Source organism: Methylophaga sp. F-2, assembly GCF_056859315.1.
This window is the reverse complement of the sequence record NZ_JBSXOF010000017.1, coordinates 85,675-103,320: the sequence shown is the minus strand read 5'-3', so window position 1 is coordinate 103,320 and position 17,646 is coordinate 85,675. Positions and strand designations below refer to the sequence as shown.

Genomic DNA, 17,646 nt, shown 5'->3' with positions numbered 1-17,646 from the left:
GAGTCCTGTCATTCAATGCTGACAGCTTATAATAGGTTCATGGACAAACAAAACAGCGATATCAACTGGCAAGATTTTATTGTGCGTATGCAGCGTTGGGCGCGCTCGCTTGGTTTTCAGGCATTGGGCGTCAGTGATCTTGACTTGTCTGCAGCCGATAAACATTTACAGAACTGGCTGGAAAAAGGTTTTCATGGCGAGATGACCTTTATGGAAAAGCATGGGAGTAAGCGCACACACCCAGCACAGCTAGTTGAGGGAACACTCAGTGTTATCAGCGTCAGAATGGATTATTGGCCAGGGCAAGCAGCCGAACCGTGGTCGGTGATTAATGACAGTGAGAAGGCGTTTGTATCACGTTATGCCCTTGGCCGTGATTATCATAAATTGATGCGAAAACGTCTCGCAAAACTGGCCGAGCATATTCAAAAAGAGGTCGGCGAGTTTGGCTATCGGGTATTTACAGATAGCGCGCCGGTCATGGAAAAAGCCATTGCCGAAAAGGCAGGACTCGGCTGGATAGGAAAACATACCAATGTACTTAATCGTGATCACGGTTCTTACTTCTTTTTAGGCGAAATTTATACCGATTTACCGCTACCGGCGACGCAGTCTGTTTCTGCTCATTGTGGCAGTTGTTCAGCTTGTATTGATATCTGTCCAACGCAAGCCATTGTTGCCCCATATGAACTGGATGCGCGTCGCTGTATTTCTTATTTAACGATTGAGTTACGTGGCGCCATACCTGAAGAGTTTCGACCTTTAATGGGCAATCGAATTTATGGCTGTGATGACTGCCAATTGATTTGTCCCTGGAACAAATATGCACAGGCCACCACGGAATCAGACTATTTACCCCGCGATGGCTTAGATGCGCCTCAGCTTGTTGACCTGTTTATGTGGTCAGAGCACACTTTTTTATCCCGACTGGAAGGGAGTCCGGTACGGCGAATTGGTTATGATTGCTGGTTACGAAATATTGCGGTTGCTTTAGGTAATGCGAAAACGAGCCAGTCAGTTATTGAGGCATTACAGAGCCGCTCAAATCAAGTGTCAGATATGGTGCAGGAACACATTGACTGGGCGTTACAGCAGCATCAGGTGTCATAAAGCTGTCATTGAAGGGCTATAAACTCAGCACGTTTTTAACTGCTGAGAAATTAAGTGAAGTTATCGTTTGTTTCCCGCCTGATTACCTTTGTTATTGTTTTTGCTCTCATTCTGTCATCTGCTGTCGCCGTATGGGGATGGTACCAACTGGATAAACCTTATCAAATCACTCAGGAATTCAAGCAGTATCGTAATGCCTTTGACATAGATACACGGATTTTGCTCGAGCGTTACCTGGCTTCGGGACAGGCTAATTTATTACAGGATGCGGAAAATCAGCTCGATACCATGAAAACAAAGACGTTTGATTGGTTAAGCGAGTCAGATAATAGCGCAATTCAAGAAGGCATCGACGCATTACAAGCAGAAGTGCAGCAGGTACGTTCTGCAGGCAAACTTTCAGCTAATCCACAAACTTTATTGATGAATAATGAACGCGAACGTAACGGTGACTTGCTGAGTTTGAACCGATATGCGGAAAAAGCAGAAGCCACCCCTGCATCACAGATTGCTGATTTTCTTCAAGTGTTGGTAGAGCTTGAGCATAGCCTGAATCAAATTTCACTTTATCGTCAACGTTATTTTGAGACTCAGGATAAGGCGATTGAGAAAAGCTTATTAGACGAAAATCAACATTTTGCTGACCTCGTTAATCAATTAAAAGCGATGCCGCGTTTTGGCGTCTACACAGAAGTCGATGAAGAAGCATTAATACCTGAAGAACCTGATGAGTTAGGTGATCTCAGTATCTCGTCATTGCAAAGTCTGACTCAGCGTTACGAAAAAGAACTTAACAATACTTTGGCTATGCAACAGCAAGTGACAGTCAGTAGAGAAGCGTTAAACCAGAAAATGCTAGCGTTTCAAGCAAGGCTGGCAACGTATGAAGCGCATATAGGTCAGATAAAAGCTGATATCACTCAGCGTTTGCAATGGATGATTTTATTTGCTGGACTCTTTATTGTTCCGGCCCTTTGTCTGCAGTTTGTCATGCAGAGTCGTCTGATGCGGTTTTTGCTTAAACTCGATACCTTTTTTAAAGCCATGCTCAATGGCCATTATCAGCAGAGTCTGACCTCTGAACTCGCTTTTGCTGAAACCAACTCAGTGGTCGAGGCAGCACTTCACCTTCAGCACTATCTTGGCGACTTGATAGATAAATTAGATCACCAGGCTCAGACATTGATTGATGCGAGTCGATCTTTGCAAGAAGAATCAAAGGCGACATCCACTCTTACACAGCAACAGCAGCATAGTACCGATCAAGTGGCTACTGCCGTGATGCAGTTGTCATACTCTTTTAAAGAGGTCGCCAATAACGCAACAGATGCATCAGAGCATGTGATGCAAGCAAACGAGGCAACACATTCTGCCCGGCATAAACTCAGCGAAGCATCAAACGCAACGCAACAGTTAGCTAAGGATCTACTCGATGCAGAAGCGGTTATTCATCGCTTGGAACAAAACAGTCAAAATATTCACTCTGTACTGGAAGTGATTCAGAGTGTTGCAGAACAAACCAATTTATTGGCATTAAATGCCGCTATTGAGGCCGCCAGAGCTGGTGAGCATGGCAGAGGTTTTGCCGTTGTGGCAGATGAAGTTCGATTGCTAGCATCGAGAACCACGGAGTCAACAGAAGAAATCAAAGCCATCATTGAGCAACTCACCAGTTCAGGTGCTGAGGCGACAAATATTATTGGCCGCCAGAGTTCTGCTGCGAAACGATGCGCGACACAGACTGACGAAGCAAATCTCGCCATGGCACCCGTTGTTTCTGCAATGGATAACATCACACAAATGAATTCATCGATTGCTGTGGCCACCCAACAGCAAACTGCGACTGTTGATGATATTGCCAGAGCTGCAGAGCAGATTAAATCAAGCTCCATTGATGTGAATCAACATATTGAGGGTATTGGTCAGTCTGGAAAAGGCTTAACAACTATTAGTGAAGAACTGAAATTATTAGTTGTTGCGCTGAAGCAGTGATCAGGACTCGGCATTGCTTGCTAATGGGAGTTCAAACCAAAAGGTCGAGCCAAGCTGTTCTTTACTTTGGTAGCCAATTCGTCCACCCATTGCCTCAATGAGTTTTTTGGTGATGACCAGGCCTACACCACTGCCTTCAGTGGTCGAATTTTCTTGTCCCAACCGAGAAAAACTTGAAAACAGTAATCGTTGATTTTCATGGGAAATACCTGGCCCGGTGTCAATAACCAGCACACGAAGTGAATCCGCCTGCTTTTTGTATTCGAGCATTAAACGGCCTTCCTGACGATTATATTTGATGGCATTACTGAGTAAATTGATTAGGATTTGTTTTAAACGCATGGGATCAGCATAGACAAATACCGCCGGATCGTCGGCGATCACAAACTTGATCTGCTTCTGCTTAGCCAGTGTGTCTACGAGCGAGATACAATCGGCGACGATGGCACCAATATTTGTCGGCTTGAGCGTCAAATCCAGATGGCCACTTTCGACTTTTGCCAGATCGAGCACTTGATTGACTAATGTTAGTAAGTGTTTGCTTGCTACCATAATATGATCAAGACTTTCAGCCTGCTGAGAACGAAGCGGCATTTTAGGATCGGTGGCGAGTAGTTGAGTGAAGCCTAATATGGCGTTAAGGGGGGTCCTTAACTCATGACTCATGCTGGATAAAAACTCTGTTTTGGCACGATTGGCTGTTTCAGCCTGTTCTTTTGCCATCATAAGCTCAGAAGTTTGTTGCTGAAGAATTTTGGTTAAATAGAGTGACTGCCAGTACTCTGCGTTAGCACGGGTTGCCTGTAGCAGCAAAAAAATCATATATGAAACCAGCCCAAACAATATGCTGATGGTGCTTAAGTTCCATTTAAGCACTGTGGACAAAATGATAGGCAGAAATATCATGCACAAATACATCTGAGCGAGACGTTTCCATATAAATAAACTGGTTAATGCGCCCGCACCAATCCCGATGGTAAACATCAGAATCACCATATTGGTAAACAAGGTTTGATAGAGATAAAGGCATACCGCGACATAGATACCCCATGTGGTCGCGGAAATAAAAAAGACAGCAAACAGTTGTTTTAGCCATTTATCCAGTGCTTGCGGTTGTTTTAAGAATGAAAGCACGACATACAAGCGACATAAAAAAACGATACCCATAAAAGCGAATAAGACGTAGGTAAAAAGCGGGGCATCATCAATGATGGGAGAGTAATACGCTGAAATAAGCAAGGCTAGCAATACAATTACACCACCAGGAATGGTACGTTTTGCCAGATCCTTCGCCGCTTGTTGTTGTAATTGGGTTAGTGCTTTTGGATCCAGCTTCGGCAGAGATGGATCAATATAACCGTCTGATTCACCATAGAACATAAGCGAATCATATGTTAAATCAAACGAATATCAAATACTTAGAGTGATTGTTTTGCCGTTACTTTAATGCATCAAACGCTGATATCGCTTCTTGTCGGGCTTTTTTGTAATCCACAACGGGCTCTGGATAACCAAACTCTTTTCGTTGTGCTGACGTTGGCGAATGTATCTGTTTTGCAGACAGTGATTTTAGCTCCGGTACAAACCGCCGGATAAACTCACCATCAGGATCAAATTTTTCTGATTGTCGCTGAGGATTAAAGACTCTGAAATACGGTGCCGCATCACAGCCGGTGGATGCACTCCATTGCCAGCCCCCATTATTCGCCGCAAATTCACCATCAATAAGGGTTTGCATAAAATATTTTTCGCCCTGACGCCAGTCAATAAATAAGAGTTTGGTTAAAAAGCTGGCGACGATCATTCGTAAACGGTTGTGCATCCAGCCGGTTTGATTTAATTGACGCATGGCAGCATCCACAATCGGGAATCCTGTTTTGCCCTGACACCATGCTTCAAATTCAGACTTGTTATCATTCCAGCTCAGTTTGTCTGTTTCTGGCTTGAAGGGTTTTTCTTTATTCAGTTCAGGAAAGTGGATCAGTAATTGCCGGTAAAAGTCGCGCCAGGCGAGCTCTCTTAACCAGTCATTATCCTGCCAATGCAGGTTCTGCTCTGCACAATAATATTGAATGGTATGTAATAAACGTCTTGGACCGATTCGTCCCAGCGTTAAATAAGGTGACAGAGTACTTGTTGCTGGCATCGCCGGATAATCGCGTTTGTCCGGATAGGCTTTGAGTTTTTTCTGACAAAACTGTTGAAGCTTTTGCAGGATTTCAGTTTCTTGAGCGAGCCATAAATCGTCACGGTATTTGCCAGCCCAGTCAGGATTGATGTTTTTTACCTTAATAGCTTTACCTTGTTTGGCTGGTTCGTCATAAGGTGGACGGGCTCGGTCTTCAAGAAGCGTTCGCCAGCTTCGGTAATAGGGGGTAAATACCTTATAAGGTTCCTCCTTTTGAGTAAGCACCGGCACCGGCACCAGTAAATCTGATTCTAGTGCATGGCATTCGATATGGTTTTCTAATAATGTCTGACTGACCTCTTCATCCCGACGGCTTTCATCCAAAGCTGTTTCTTGCTGAAACCACACCGCCTCAATTTTATTTTGCTGGCAAAAAGCCAGTAAAGCGTCTGCTACATCAGCAAAATAATCGACCTCTATCAACGTGAACGCTATGCCTTTCTTGGCAAGATTCTGACAAATATCATTGATCGAGGCCGCTTTTAGCCCTAATTTGGCATCAGACTCATCATGTTGTCGCCATTGTTTGGCGGTGGCAATAAAAAGAACCTGAATATCGCCAAGTTGCTGGGCCTGTGCAATAGCTGGATTATCATCTAAACGCAGATCATTTCTTAACCAGACTAATTGTGATGCTGACATTAGGCTTCCTTGTTCATTGTATCGAGATGTTGAAATAGCCATTCGGCACGTTCACGGATGGCTTGTTGTTCGCTGTTTGATTTTTTTGCCCAGTTTTTCGCTTGCATCGCAAGCCGAGGGTTATGGCTGATAAGCTCATTATGTTGATCAATAAAATACCAATACAGTGTAGTAAAAGGACAGGCTTTATCACCAGAAGCTTGTTTCGGATCAAACGGACAATGCTGGCAATAATTCGACATGCGGTTGATATAAGCGCCACTGGCAATATAAGGCTTACTGCCAACGATGCCGCCATCCGCATATTGGCTCATACCGATCGTATTCGGCACCTCGACCCAACTGACCGCATCCACATACATGCCAAGGTACCAGTGATGAATGTGTTTCGGGTCAACTTGCCAAAGCAAGGCAAATAAACCTGTCACCATTAGCCTTTGAATATGGTGACCATAACCATGATCAAGCACTTGTTTTACGGCTTGATGCAAACACTGCATATCGGTGTCTGCTGTCCAATAGAAATCGGGTAAATCACGCTCGGCGTTGAGTGCATTAAACTGAAGCCAGTCTTTTCTATATGCCCAGTACAGCCCCCTGATATATTCACGCCAACCCAGTATTTGTCGAATAAAGCCTTCAACGGCATTAAGCGGGGCTTTGTCATTTTTATAGGCTTGTTCAGCGGCCTGAATAACTTCCTGCGGTTGTAGTAATTTAAGGTTCAGGCTGGCGGAGAGTCGGGCATGATACAAAAAAGGTTGTTCAGTCCACATGGCATCCTGGTAATCACCAAAAAAAGGCAGGTAATGATCAATAAAATGCCGTAGTTGAATCAAGGCCTGGCGACGGGTCACTGGCCAGTTAAAAGTATCGATAGTGCCGGGCAGTTGAGAGAAGTCTTTTTTTATCGTATTGATGACATCTTGTGTGATCTCATCAATGCTGTAATTAGGACTTTCCTTAATGACATCGGGACCTTGTTTGGAAAAACTTTGCCGGTTTGATTTATCAAAATTCCATTGGCCGCCCAGTGGTTTGCCATTATCTATCAAGATTTGGCGTGACTCTCGCAAATGCCGATACCAGTATTCCATAGTGGGCTTTTTACGTTGTTTTAACCAGTGACTGAATTCTCCGCGTTTAGCGATAAAGTGTACGTCTTCTAACCAGTCTATCTCTAGCTGATGTTGCTTAGCCGCGTGTTCAATTTCCTGCATCACCAGGAAATCACCGGGGAGCACGCAGCGAACTCGATCTATCTTATGGTCACTAAAGGTTTTTTTGAGGGCATCAGTGAACGATCTTAAACCATCGCTAATCGGCGAATAAAGCAACTGAAAATGTTTTTTCTGTATGTCTTCGGCAAAGTGGCGCATGGCTGACAGGAACACTACGCTACGTTGTTTGTTGGAAGGCGGCTGCAGTGAGGCTTGCGATATTTCGGCCATCCAGAAAATATCATTTTCCTGATCAATATCCTGCCAGATGAGACTGTCCCAGTTAAGTTGATCACCCAGAATAAGATTGAGTCTCATGACCGTTAACCCCAACCATCCATGATGATAGGTGATTGATGTTCCAGGGGATGAATTGTCAGATAAGGAAAGTTAGCGGCTTTAGCGGGAGTCAAAAACCGTAATAAAATCTTGTAGGTATCGATATCAAAGAATATCGGGCCCTGCTGATTCGTTAAATAGGTTTGTGGCTCACTTTGTTTATCCACTTGCCCCAAATAACACCATTGATCGATAAGATGATAGTGAGTGACATCAGACTGTGTTGATGTTGATTGTTCTGCAACGATGATGGGCGTTGACCAAGGCCATTGTTGATTTTTGATATGACTCAAGGCCATATCAACACGCAGGTTATAGCGCTGTGCTGGCTCTTTAGCACAACAGGCTCCCAGGCATTTTTTTAGTTGATAAGCAAAACAGCTGCCTGACGGTTTCTTTTCAATATGGCAGAGACGTTGACACAATTTATATTGAGTAATTAAGGCCAGTAATTTTGTTTGAGCCTGCTTTTTACTGCGAAATAAACCGTATTTGCTAGTGATATCAGAGGCGGCTGTCATATCGGCCAGAATGACATCTAATTCAGCATAACCTTGTTTGTTGATTGTTCTGCTGATTTGGTACAGTTTTTTTATCTTCGTCTGGCGACGGTTATAACGCGGTGAAGTTTGTTTGATATAACTATTTTCCAGTAACTGCGCGCCAAAGTCGGAGGGTGTTTCTATCCAGTCAATATGATGCAACTGCTGACTGATATCCAGTTCTTTATGATGTCTGTGATCGGCGGAAAAGTGACTGAGGACACGTTCTCTGATATTGACGGATTTTCCAACGTAGAGGAGTGCGCCAGTTTCGTCATAAAACTGATATACCCCTGGACTTTCTGGCAATTTTTGTATGAGCTGATTATCTAAATGACTGGGCAGACTGGGGCGTTTTAATATCTCGGCGATGCTCTTTTGTATCAGTGTTTCATCAACTTGTTGCTGAATAATTGTGAAATAAGACAGGATGGCATCGGTATCTGCCATGGCGCGGTGTCTGTCTGTAATATCAATCTGATGACGCTGGATGATTTTATCCAGACTATGGCCCTGATGCTGAGGATAGACCCGCCGGCTCAGTTTCACAGAGCATAAGGTTTTGGCAGAATAATCATAACCAGCACGTTTGAACTCTTGCTTCAAAAAACTGTAGTCAAAACGTGCGTTATGGGCGACCAGAATAGTGCCTTGTAATCGTTCGTACAATTCACTGGCAATCTCATCAAATGTGGGTGAATCAATCACCATCGCATCATCAATTCCGGTGATTTTGCTTATCCAGGGAGGAATCGGCCGCTGAGGATTAATTAAGCTTTGCCATTTATCCTTCACTTCACCATGAATAACTTCGATCAAACCTATTTCTGTAATGCGATCGTGACTGGCACGACCACCTGTGGTCTCACAGTCCAATAGAATCATGTGTTCGGGGAAACTGCTCAGTTTAGTCATAGGCTAATAGTGATGAGCGAGGGTGACGACGACAGCGTTGTGAGCAATAAATAACATTGTCCCAGTCGCGTTGCCATTTCTTACGCCAGCTAAAAGGACGTTGGCAGACAGGGCAGATTTTACGAGGAAGAGTGGCTTTATTATGGGTCACAATGGTTCACTAAATAATTTCACAGATAGCTTGTCGCGCTATCTGTGAAATCAATGTGAACTGTGTTTATTCGGCTTCGGGAAGCTTGATGAAATGTTCTCGATAGTGTTCCAGTTCACGAATGGAGTCTTTGATATCATCCATTGCCAGGTGAGACGACCGTTTTTTGAAACTCTTTTCCACTTTTGGCGCCCAGCGGCGAGCCAGTTCTTTCAGGCTGCTCACATCAAGATTACGGTAGTGAAAGTAAGCTTCGAGTTCTGGCATGCAGCGCGCCAGAAAACGACGATCCTGGCAGATACTGTTACCACACATGGGTGAGACACCGGCAGGAACGTATTTCTTCAGAAACTCGATGGTTTGTTGTTCGGCTTCAGCCTCGTTGAGCGAGCTGTTGCGAACACGTTCAACCAGACCAGATTTGCCATGTTGGCGAGTATTCCATTCATCCATACCATTTAATATGGCATCATCCTGATGAATGGCTAAAATAGGGCCTTCAGCTAAGACATTGAGTTGTGCATCTGTCACAATGGTGGCAATTTCAATGATATAGTCATTATTGGTATCAAGACCGGTCATTTCCAGGTCGATCCAGATGAGATTATTTTTACTTTTGGCCATGATCTCCGTCTTTTTGTTGAGTTGGGTTTAGACTGATTGAACTAACTTGCCACAGATTGTATCAAAGGCTACTCTGCATGACATTTTATAAAGATTCAAATTGGACATAAATTTATGAACGAATTTAGCTGGATATTTTTAGCGGCTTTGTTTTTGATGACGGCAACGGAACTCTGGTTATCAATGCGGCAAGGTAAACACGTTCAGGCCCATCGCGATAAGGTTCCTAAAGCGTTTGAGGATCAAATCAGTCTGAGTGCTCACCAAAAAGCCGCAGACTATACCGTGGCGAAAGGTCGGTTTGGACGTAAAGAAAATATCTATGGCGTGATTATTCTCCTGGTATGGACTTTTGGCGGTGGTCTGGCATTACTTTCTAACGCCTGGGATGGTCTGGGATTGTCATCGATGCTGACAGGCGTTCTGTTTTTATTGAGCTTTATTGTTATCGGATCGTTATTAGATTTACCTTTTTCTTATTACAGAACCTTTGTTTTAGAAGATAAATTTGGCTTTAACCGTAATACACCCGCATTGTTTTTTTCAGATTTTATTAAGCAAACACTATTAACGCTGATCATGGGCGCTTTACTGATTTGGGTGGCACTGTGGATGATGCAAAGCACCGGTGAGTTATGGTGGTTATATCTATGGGCGGCATGGATTGGTTTCGCCTTATTTATGATGTGGGCTTATCCCGCTTTTATTGCACCGCTATTTAATAAATTTACACCGCTGGATGATGCTGCTTTACAGCAACGGGTAGAAAATCTATTAGCGCGATGCGGTTTTAAAAGCCAGGGTATTTTTGTGATGGATGGCTCACGCCGCAGTGGTCATGGCAATGCTTACTTCACAGGGTTGGGGAGTAATAAACGTATCGTCTTTTTTGATACCTTACTTAACACGCTGAATGAAGATCAGATCGAAGCGGTTCTTGCCCATGAATTAGGCCATTTCCGTCGTAAGCATGTGGTGAAAAATATGGTAGTTATGGCTGTGATTAGTCTGATCGGCCTGGCGCTTCTTGGCTGGGCATCTAATCAGACATGGTTTTATGAAGGCTTAGGTGTCAGCCAGCAATCAAATGCCATGGCTTTGGCCTTGTTCATGTTAGTTATTCCGGTATTTATGTTCTTTTTACATCCGCTGATGACGTCACTGTCTCGTAAATATGAGTACGAAGCAGATGCCTATGCCGCCTCAGTATCTAGTGCGGATGATTTGATTGCTGCACTAGTCGCTTTGTATAAAGAAAATGCCAGTACCTTAACACCTGACCCGCTGGTTTCTGCTGTTTATGACTCGCATCCTCCTGCAGCAATGCGGATCGCTCACTTACAAACGAATTCTGCCTGAGATGTGGCAAAAAATAATTGTCTTTGCTAGCGGACTATTATTAAGCAGTATTGTGTTTGCTGATGGTAAACAGTTGCATGATACTGCTTGTTTGCAGTGTCATGCTTCCCTTGGAGGAGGAGATCCTTATCAGCTCTACAGTCGAACCGATAAGACAGTGAAAACTCTGGCGGGACTTGAGAAAAGGGTATCTTATTGTGTCAAAGCGGCTGATGTCACATGGACTGAACAACAAAAACGCACTGTAGTCGATTATTTAAATTCGACGTTTTACCATTTTAAATAAAATTTACCTGATTACGACCGCCCGTTTTCGAGCGATAAAGTGCTTGATCGGCGCGTTCAATCAAACTAATCGGGCTATCCTTGTCTTGGAAGCTACTGATGCCTGCTGAAACGGTTACCTGACCAATAGATTCATCACTGCCTTTTTTCTTCAGGCGGCTTTCAGAAAATTTTTCACGAATACTCTCTGTAATCATAAACGTCTCTTCGAGACTGGAATGCATGAATATCATAGCCAGTTCTTCCCCTCCGAAACGTGCGGCCAAATGAATATCATTACACTGATTTTTTAATAGAGAAGCAAAAAACTGTAGCACCTTATCACCCAATAGATGCCCAAAGCTGTCATTTAAGCGTTTAAAATTATCGATATCAAATAACACAAGCGAGAAACTGTAACCTTTGCTGCATAAATACTGCAGCTCATTGTCAAAGGCGCCACGATTTAATAGTCCGGTCAGACTATCTGTTCTCGCCATTTCTTTTACGCTTTCCAATTCTTGCCGCAGTTTCATAATCTCTTCCGTTGAGCGTGTTAACTCACTCTTCAGTTCGCCACTGCTGCTGCTAATCTGTTGTGTGTTTATCAGGATCTGGTTGACCAGCGTTTTGAGTTCATCAATATCATTACAGGTTTCGAGTTGTGCCTGGCTTTGCGTTAAACCCTGGCTGCATTGAGAAGCGGTTGCTTCCACCTTACTCAGGTTTTCCAGAGTATTATCAACAACGAGTTTTAGGCCATTATTGGTATTATTAAGCCGTTCAGGCATCCCCATTAATACATATTTTTCATAAAGATATTGCGTGACTTCTGGGGTAATTGCTTCATTTTTCTTTAAACGGGTATCAATGCTGTTCATCAAAGCCTGATTATCGCCCGAGACGTATTCATACCAAACCGCATAGTTCACAGGGGTGATGGGGGTTTTGTGGCGGTTCGCCAGTAATAGACTTTGGCGTAAGTTTTCTGAGGCCTGTTGAAACTCGTGTTTATAGACGGGGGGAAACGACAATGTTTTACTCACGTGCTGGTATCCATATAGGCAACTGTCCAAGAGAATTCACTAATTCTCTAATTAAATCAAGTATATCGTGCTTGTTTACTGCGTTGCCACACGAAACAAGCCAACAGTGATGTGATGATGGGCAAAGCCATTAATATCAATTTACTGGACAACATGGCTTGAGCTGCGATGAAAGTAATGACAAGACACGCGGTCATGACAATGTTCTGTACCCAATTATTACCAGCCAGTATGGTACCCAAATGTTGCTCGGGGGAATGCAACTGAATAAGCGCATTTAACGGAATAATAAACAGGCCACCAAAAAGCCCAAAGCTAAAAATCGCCGCCGCAAATGCTGAAACAGTATGTAATGCAGGAATAATAAAAAGAATGAGACTCATCCCGACAGCACCGACAGGGATAAAAGATGTTTTGATATGGCCTTTTTCTCCGGTTCCAGCGACCATAGAGCCAACAACGATGCCGATGCCAGAGCAAGCCAGTAGTCCTTGAATAATCATCGTGTTATTTTCAGCCAGGACGATTTTTGCAAAAGCAGGGAATACGGCAAGAAAGGTTTGCGAAATCCCCCAGAAAAACGATAACCCCAGCACGGAGTACCAAATAATGGGGTTTGTTTTTAGCTGTTTCACATTGGTTTTCAGTAAATGACCTTTTACGTAATCTTTCCAGGGAAATTGATGTGAAGTAGATGCAATGTTGATATCAGCTAAGCGACAAGCCAATCGCCATTCCACAACAGATAAAATCACCAAAAGCCAACCGGCAGGAGCAATGTGTCTGATTAAGCTGGCTTCATTATGATAGGTCTGATCGAGCAGAAGCCATTCAAATAATACGGTAAAGACAATAATCCCGGTTAAGATAGCAACAATCGTGGTTGCCTGAATAAAACCATTGGCAGGAGATAAGTGAGCATCACCGCCTAGTTGGCGGATATAGCCATACTTTGCTGGAGAATAAATTGCACTCTGGATGGCAAGTATCAATGTCATGAAAAAGGCGAAAACAAACCATCCTTGATAGTAAGCCAATGTTATTAACAGGGTAATGATGATGGCTGAGAAAGCCGAGATTCTCATGATAGAGGGTTTGGAAAAGCGATCTGACAGAAAGCCTGCCGGTGTAAATAAAAAGATGAAGGGTAAAAGAATAAGTCCGTTAACAACGGCAGTCAGCGCAACCTGCGTTTGATCATCATAAATTTTGAAAATGGTATTTTGAATAATAATCTTATGACCAAGATCAACCATCGCATTGATAAAAGCCACGGCAATAAAGCTCATAAAGCCCGGTAATTTTACCGTGCTCAACAGGTTGGATGATTTCAACGATTAGTCGTCCTTAAGTCTGACAGCGAGCACATCACAGTGAGCGTGATGAAGTACCGCATTAGCTGTTGAGCCCAAAAGGCGCTTAAAGCCATGTCGACCATGTGAACCAACAATAATCAGATCAACATTATTTTCGTCAGCAACACGGACGATGTCATGTCCTGGCGTGCCTAATTCAACCCACTGCTGATTTACAGGAATCGATAAACTTTCAGCCAGCGTCGCCAGTTGTTTTTTACCAGATTCCAATAGCGCATCACGCATATCGATATCGACGCTTATCATTGGTTCATAAGCAAAGTCGGTCAGAGGAAAGTCTTCAATAATATGGCAGATGCTGAGGTTTGCCTGATGCTGTTCAGCGAGTTCACGCGCTTTTGCACAGATCATATCTTTTTGTTTTGAAAAGTCCGTTGCAATCAAAATATGCTGATATTTCATGTTATTCCCTCATGAAAAAGGGGGCTGGTTAAGCCCCCTAATCGTATTACTTAATCATTATCTAAAAAGCGTTCTGCATCTAATGCTGCCATGCAGCCGGCGCCAGCAGATGTAATCGCCTGACGATAAATAGGATCGGATACATCGCCAGCAGCAAACACGCCAGGGACACTGGTTTGAGTGCCTTTTTTGAGAATGATGTAGTCATGTTCCATCTCTAACTGGCCTTTGAATATCCCGGTGTTAGGTTGGTGACCAATCGCAATAAACACACCGAGAACCGGGACTTCCTGAGTTGAACCATCTTCTGTACTTTTCACCCTGATGCCAGTGACACCAGAATCGTTACCTAATACTTCATCAAGTGTATGGTTCCATAAGATTTCGACATTACCTTCTTCTGCTTTTTTCAGCAGTTTATTCGATAAAATCTTTTCGGAACGGAAGGAGTCACGACGGTGAATAACAGTCACTTTTGAGGCAATATTCGATAGATATAACGCTTCTTCAACAGCCGTATTGCCGCCACCAACAACAGCGACATGCTGACCCTTGTAGAAGAAACCATCACAAGTTGCACAAGCAGAAACACCACGACCTTTAAACGCTTCTTCAGACTCCATACCTAAGTATTTTGCAGAGGCGCCTGTCGCGATGATTAAGGCATCGGCTGTATATTCACCCGCGTCACCAATCAAACGAAATGGACGCTGAGATAAATCAGTCGTGTGGATATGATCAAAGATGATATCCGTACCGAAACGTTCAGCATGACGTTGCATACGCTGCATGAGTTCTGGTCCCTGGACACCTTCATCATCTCCCGGCCAGTTATCAACATCGGTGGTCGTGGTTAATTGTCCACCTTGTTCAATGCCGGTAATCAATACGGGCTCTAATGCTGCTCTGGCTGCATAAACCGCAGCAGTGTAGCCCGCAGGACCAGAGCCTAAAATCAGTAAACGACAGTGTTTGCTGTCAGCCATAAGAGGTGCCTCCAAGAGAGTTATAAGATATCTATGGTTAGAGTAACCATTGCAATGATTTTGGACAAGCATCTAACTTCAAAAGCTGTGTTAAAATCAAGCGTTAATTTATTGGCAGGGTTGGAAATATCACAGTGACACAGTCGACACGTGTAAATGACAAGCAGAAACAAGAACTCAACTCTGGCGCAGTCGGCTTCCGTCTGCGTGAGGCAGCACTGATTTTGTCAGTCGCAATAGCGGCATACTTACTGTTGTCTTTATGGTCTTACCAACCGACTGATCCAGGCTGGTCAACTACCGGAACCGATGATGTTATTGCCAATAGTGGTGGCATTGTTGGTGCGTGGTTAGCCGATGCATTGCTGTATGGCTTTGGTTTTCCCGCCTATTTATCGCCACTGATGATTGGCTTCAGTGGTTGGTTATTATTTAGCTGGGGTAAACGTGCTGATACCGAAGATGCGTTGCATTTCTGGGTATTAAAAATGGTGGGTTTATTAATGGCTTTAGCTGCCGCTAGTGGCCTCTCCAGCTTAAGTCTGACCGACTATGCCGCGTTGTTACCTTTGGGAGCTGGTGGTGTACTAGGTGAAGTTGTTGGGCATGGATTTGAGTCAGTGTTTGGCGCTTCTGGCACCAGTTTATTATTGCTGGCGGTGTTACTGACAGGGGTCACGCTTTTTACTGGACTGTCTTGGTTGATGGTCATTGATAAGCTCGGTGCTATGGCGATGGTCGTCGCTATTCACGTGGCCCGCTGGTTACGTGAAATCAGAGAAGAACTGGATGCTAAGCGCACTCGTCAAAAACGCGAAGAAACCTTCTTGCAGCAGAAAGAAAAGTTACAGCATAAGGCAAAAGTACGTATTGAGCCTGTCATAGAGAAAAAAGAGCCAAGCAAACGCGAAGAAAAAGAAAAACAAGTGCCTTTATTCGAAACGCCTGATGCGCCAGGCATGCCGGCACTGGCTTTACTGGATATGGCTCAACCCAGTAAGCAGGCCTATAGTGAAGAAGTATTGCAGGCGATGTCACGTCAGGTTGAGTTAAAACTGAAAGACTTTGGCGTGGAAGTTCAGGTTGTTGAAGTTCAGCCAGGGCCGGTGGTGACCCGCTTTGAATTGCAGCCCGCTCCAGGTATTAAAGTCAGCCGCATCAGTGGACTTGCGAAAGACTTAGCGAGAGCACTTTCCATCAGTAGTGTTCGGATTGTTGAAGTGATTCCAGGCAAACCAGTGGTGGGCTTAGAAATCCCTAATGAGAGTCGGGAAATTGTTCGCCTGCGTGAAATTCTGTCCTGTGAAGAGTATGAAAATAGCAAGTCAATGCTGATGATGGCCTTGGGTAAAGATATTGCCGGCCGTCCGGTAGTCGCTAACTTAGAAAAAATGCCTCACTTGCTGGTCGCGGGGACAACAGGTTCAGGGAAATCTGTCGCTGTAAATGCCATGATTCTGAGTTTGTTATATAAAGCCACTCCTGATGATGTGCGTATGATCATGGTCGATCCGAAAATGCTGGAATTATCTATCTACGAAGATATTCCGCATTTATTAGCGCCTGTCGTGACCGATATGAAAGAAGCCGCTAATGCCTTGCGTTGGTGTGTGGCTGAAATGGAACGTCGTTACCCATTAATGGCTGCTTTGGGTGTGCGAAATATTGCTGGTTACAACAAAAAAGTCAGAGATGCGATTGAACGTGGTGAACCGATTAAAGATCCGACCATTGATGTTGAGCCCGGTGAGGTAGGACCTACCTTAGAGCCATTACCGTTTATTGTGGTGATCATTGATGAGCTTGCTGACATGATGATGGTGGTCGGTAAACAAGTCGAAGAATTGATTGCACGTTTGGCGCAAAAAGCACGGGCTTCGGGTATTCACCTTATTCTGGCAACACAAAGACCTTCTGTGGATGTTATTACCGGCTTGATTAAAGCCAATATTCCAACACGGATGGCATTCCAGGTGTCATCGCGAATTGACTCACGTACGATTCTTGACCAAATGGGCGCTGAGCAACTTTTAGGGCAGGGCGATATGCTCTACTTGCCGCCAGGTAGCGGACTTCCTGAACGTGTTCATGGAGCGTTTGTTGATGATCATGAAGTACATAACGTAGTCGAGCATTTAAAGAAAAACTCACAACCCAATTATCTTGAAGAAATCACTCAGGATCAGAGCAGTGATGACGGCGATAGTGCGATTGGTGATCCAAGTGATGCTGAGTCAGATCCTCTCTATGATCAGGCCGTGCAGATAGTGGTGGAAAGTCGCCGGGCATCGGTTTCAGGTATTCAACGCAGGTTGAAAATTGGTTATAACCGTGCAGCTCGAATCGTCGAGGCGATGGAAGCGGCTGGGGTTGTATCCGCCATGCAGGGTAATGGTAGTCGTGAAGTTCTGGCACCACCGCCACGCGACTAATTCAGGAACCAGACTGGCAATCCAGAGTCAGTAGAACATGCAATTTATCTTTCGGAGT

General features: G+C 44.1%; 15 protein-coding genes. 5 read left to right on the top strand and 10 right to left on the bottom strand.

The window, feature by feature from the left end; genetic code table 11:
• Nucleotides 1–39: 39 nt before the first annotated feature.
• Both queG and AC13DA_RS06770 read left to right on the top strand, forming a co-directional pair.
• Complete coding sequence (gene queG / locus AC13DA_RS06775; protein WP_007147008.1) at nt 40–1,110, top strand: tRNA epoxyqueuosine(34) reductase QueG; 1,071 nt, start codon at nt 40–42, stop codon at nt 1,108–1,110.
• 54 nt (nt 1,111–1,164) lie between these two features.
• The gene (locus AC13DA_RS06770) at nt 1,165–3,102 is read left to right on the top strand and encodes a methyl-accepting chemotaxis protein (RefSeq protein WP_284451686.1); all 1,938 of its coding nucleotides are present in this window, start codon (nt 1,165–1,167) and stop codon (nt 3,100–3,102) included.
• Here AC13DA_RS06770 and AC13DA_RS06765 read toward each other — a convergent pair whose 3' ends face one another.
• From AC13DA_RS06765 to orn, 6 genes are all read right to left on the bottom strand, one after another.
• The gene (locus tag AC13DA_RS06765) at nt 3,103–4,482 is read right to left on the bottom strand and encodes a sensor histidine kinase (RefSeq protein WP_284451687.1); all 1,380 of its coding nucleotides are present in this window, start codon (nt 4,480–4,482) and stop codon (nt 3,103–3,105) included.
• 58 nt (nt 4,483–4,540) lie between these two features.
• Complete coding sequence (gene phrB / locus AC13DA_RS06760; protein ID WP_284451688.1) at nt 4,541–5,932, bottom strand: deoxyribodipyrimidine photo-lyase; 1,392 nt, start codon at nt 5,930–5,932, stop codon at nt 4,541–4,543.
• Complete coding sequence (locus AC13DA_RS06755) at nt 5,932–7,470, bottom strand: cryptochrome/photolyase family protein (RefSeq protein WP_284451689.1); 1,539 nt, start codon at nt 7,468–7,470, stop codon at nt 5,932–5,934. Before AC13DA_RS06755 ends, phrB begins: the two co-directional genes overlap by 1 nt.
• A 5-nt stretch (nt 7,471–7,475) precedes the next feature.
• Complete coding sequence (locus AC13DA_RS06750) at nt 7,476–8,918, bottom strand: exonuclease domain-containing protein (RefSeq protein ID WP_284451690.1); 1,443 nt, start codon at nt 8,916–8,918, stop codon at nt 7,476–7,478.
• Between the two features lie 22 nt (nt 8,919–8,940).
• Nucleotides 8,941–9,099, bottom strand: a complete 159-nt coding sequence (locus AC13DA_RS06745; RefSeq protein WP_007147002.1) for a DUF2256 domain-containing protein — start codon at nt 9,097–9,099, stop codon at nt 8,941–8,943.
• A 66-nt stretch (nt 9,100–9,165) separates the two neighbouring features.
• Entirely contained in the window at nt 9,166–9,723 is a 558-nt protein-coding gene (gene orn, locus AC13DA_RS06740; RefSeq protein WP_273178620.1) for an oligoribonuclease, read from the bottom strand.
• Between the two features lie 114 nt (nt 9,724–9,837).
• On the opposite strand from orn, the gene AC13DA_RS06735 reads away from it, so the two are divergent.
• Nucleotides 9,838–11,082, top strand: a complete 1,245-nt coding sequence (locus AC13DA_RS06735) for a M48 family metallopeptidase (protein WP_284452135.1) — start codon at nt 9,838–9,840, stop codon at nt 11,080–11,082.
• 1 nt (nt 11,083) lies between these two features.
• Complete coding sequence (locus AC13DA_RS06730; protein ID WP_273178623.1) at nt 11,084–11,368, top strand: c-type cytochrome; 285 nt, start codon at nt 11,084–11,086, stop codon at nt 11,366–11,368.
• Here AC13DA_RS06730 and AC13DA_RS06725 read toward each other — a convergent pair.
• The 4 genes from AC13DA_RS06725 to trxB are packed head-to-tail and all read right to left on the bottom strand — an operon-like array spanning nt 11,361 to nt 15,156.
• The gene (locus tag AC13DA_RS06725) at nt 11,361–12,392 is read right to left on the bottom strand and encodes a GGDEF domain-containing protein (protein ID WP_284452136.1); all 1,032 of its coding nucleotides are present in this window, start codon (nt 12,390–12,392) and stop codon (nt 11,361–11,363) included. The genes AC13DA_RS06730 and AC13DA_RS06725 overlap by 8 nt on opposite strands.
• A 56-nt stretch (nt 12,393–12,448) precedes the next feature.
• Complete coding sequence (locus AC13DA_RS06720) at nt 12,449–13,726, bottom strand: MFS transporter (protein ID WP_273178627.1); 1,278 nt, start codon at nt 13,724–13,726, stop codon at nt 12,449–12,451.
• Nucleotides 13,727–13,729: 3 nt separating this feature from the next.
• Entirely contained in the window at nt 13,730–14,170 is a 441-nt protein-coding gene (locus tag AC13DA_RS06715) for a universal stress protein (RefSeq protein WP_284452137.1), read from the bottom strand.
• Nucleotides 14,171–14,220: 50 nt separating this feature from the next.
• Nucleotides 14,221–15,156 (bottom strand): thioredoxin-disulfide reductase, encoded by a 936-nt coding sequence (gene trxB, locus AC13DA_RS06710; protein WP_007146995.1) that lies wholly within the window; start codon nt 15,154–15,156, stop codon nt 14,221–14,223.
• A gap of 134 nt (nt 15,157–15,290) precedes the next feature.
• Between trxB and AC13DA_RS06705 the strand changes: the two genes are divergently transcribed.
• Nucleotides 15,291–17,588 (top strand): DNA translocase FtsK, encoded by a 2,298-nt coding sequence (locus AC13DA_RS06705; protein WP_273178631.1) that lies wholly within the window; start codon nt 15,291–15,293, stop codon nt 17,586–17,588.
• Nucleotides 17,589–17,646 lie beyond the last annotated feature (58 nt).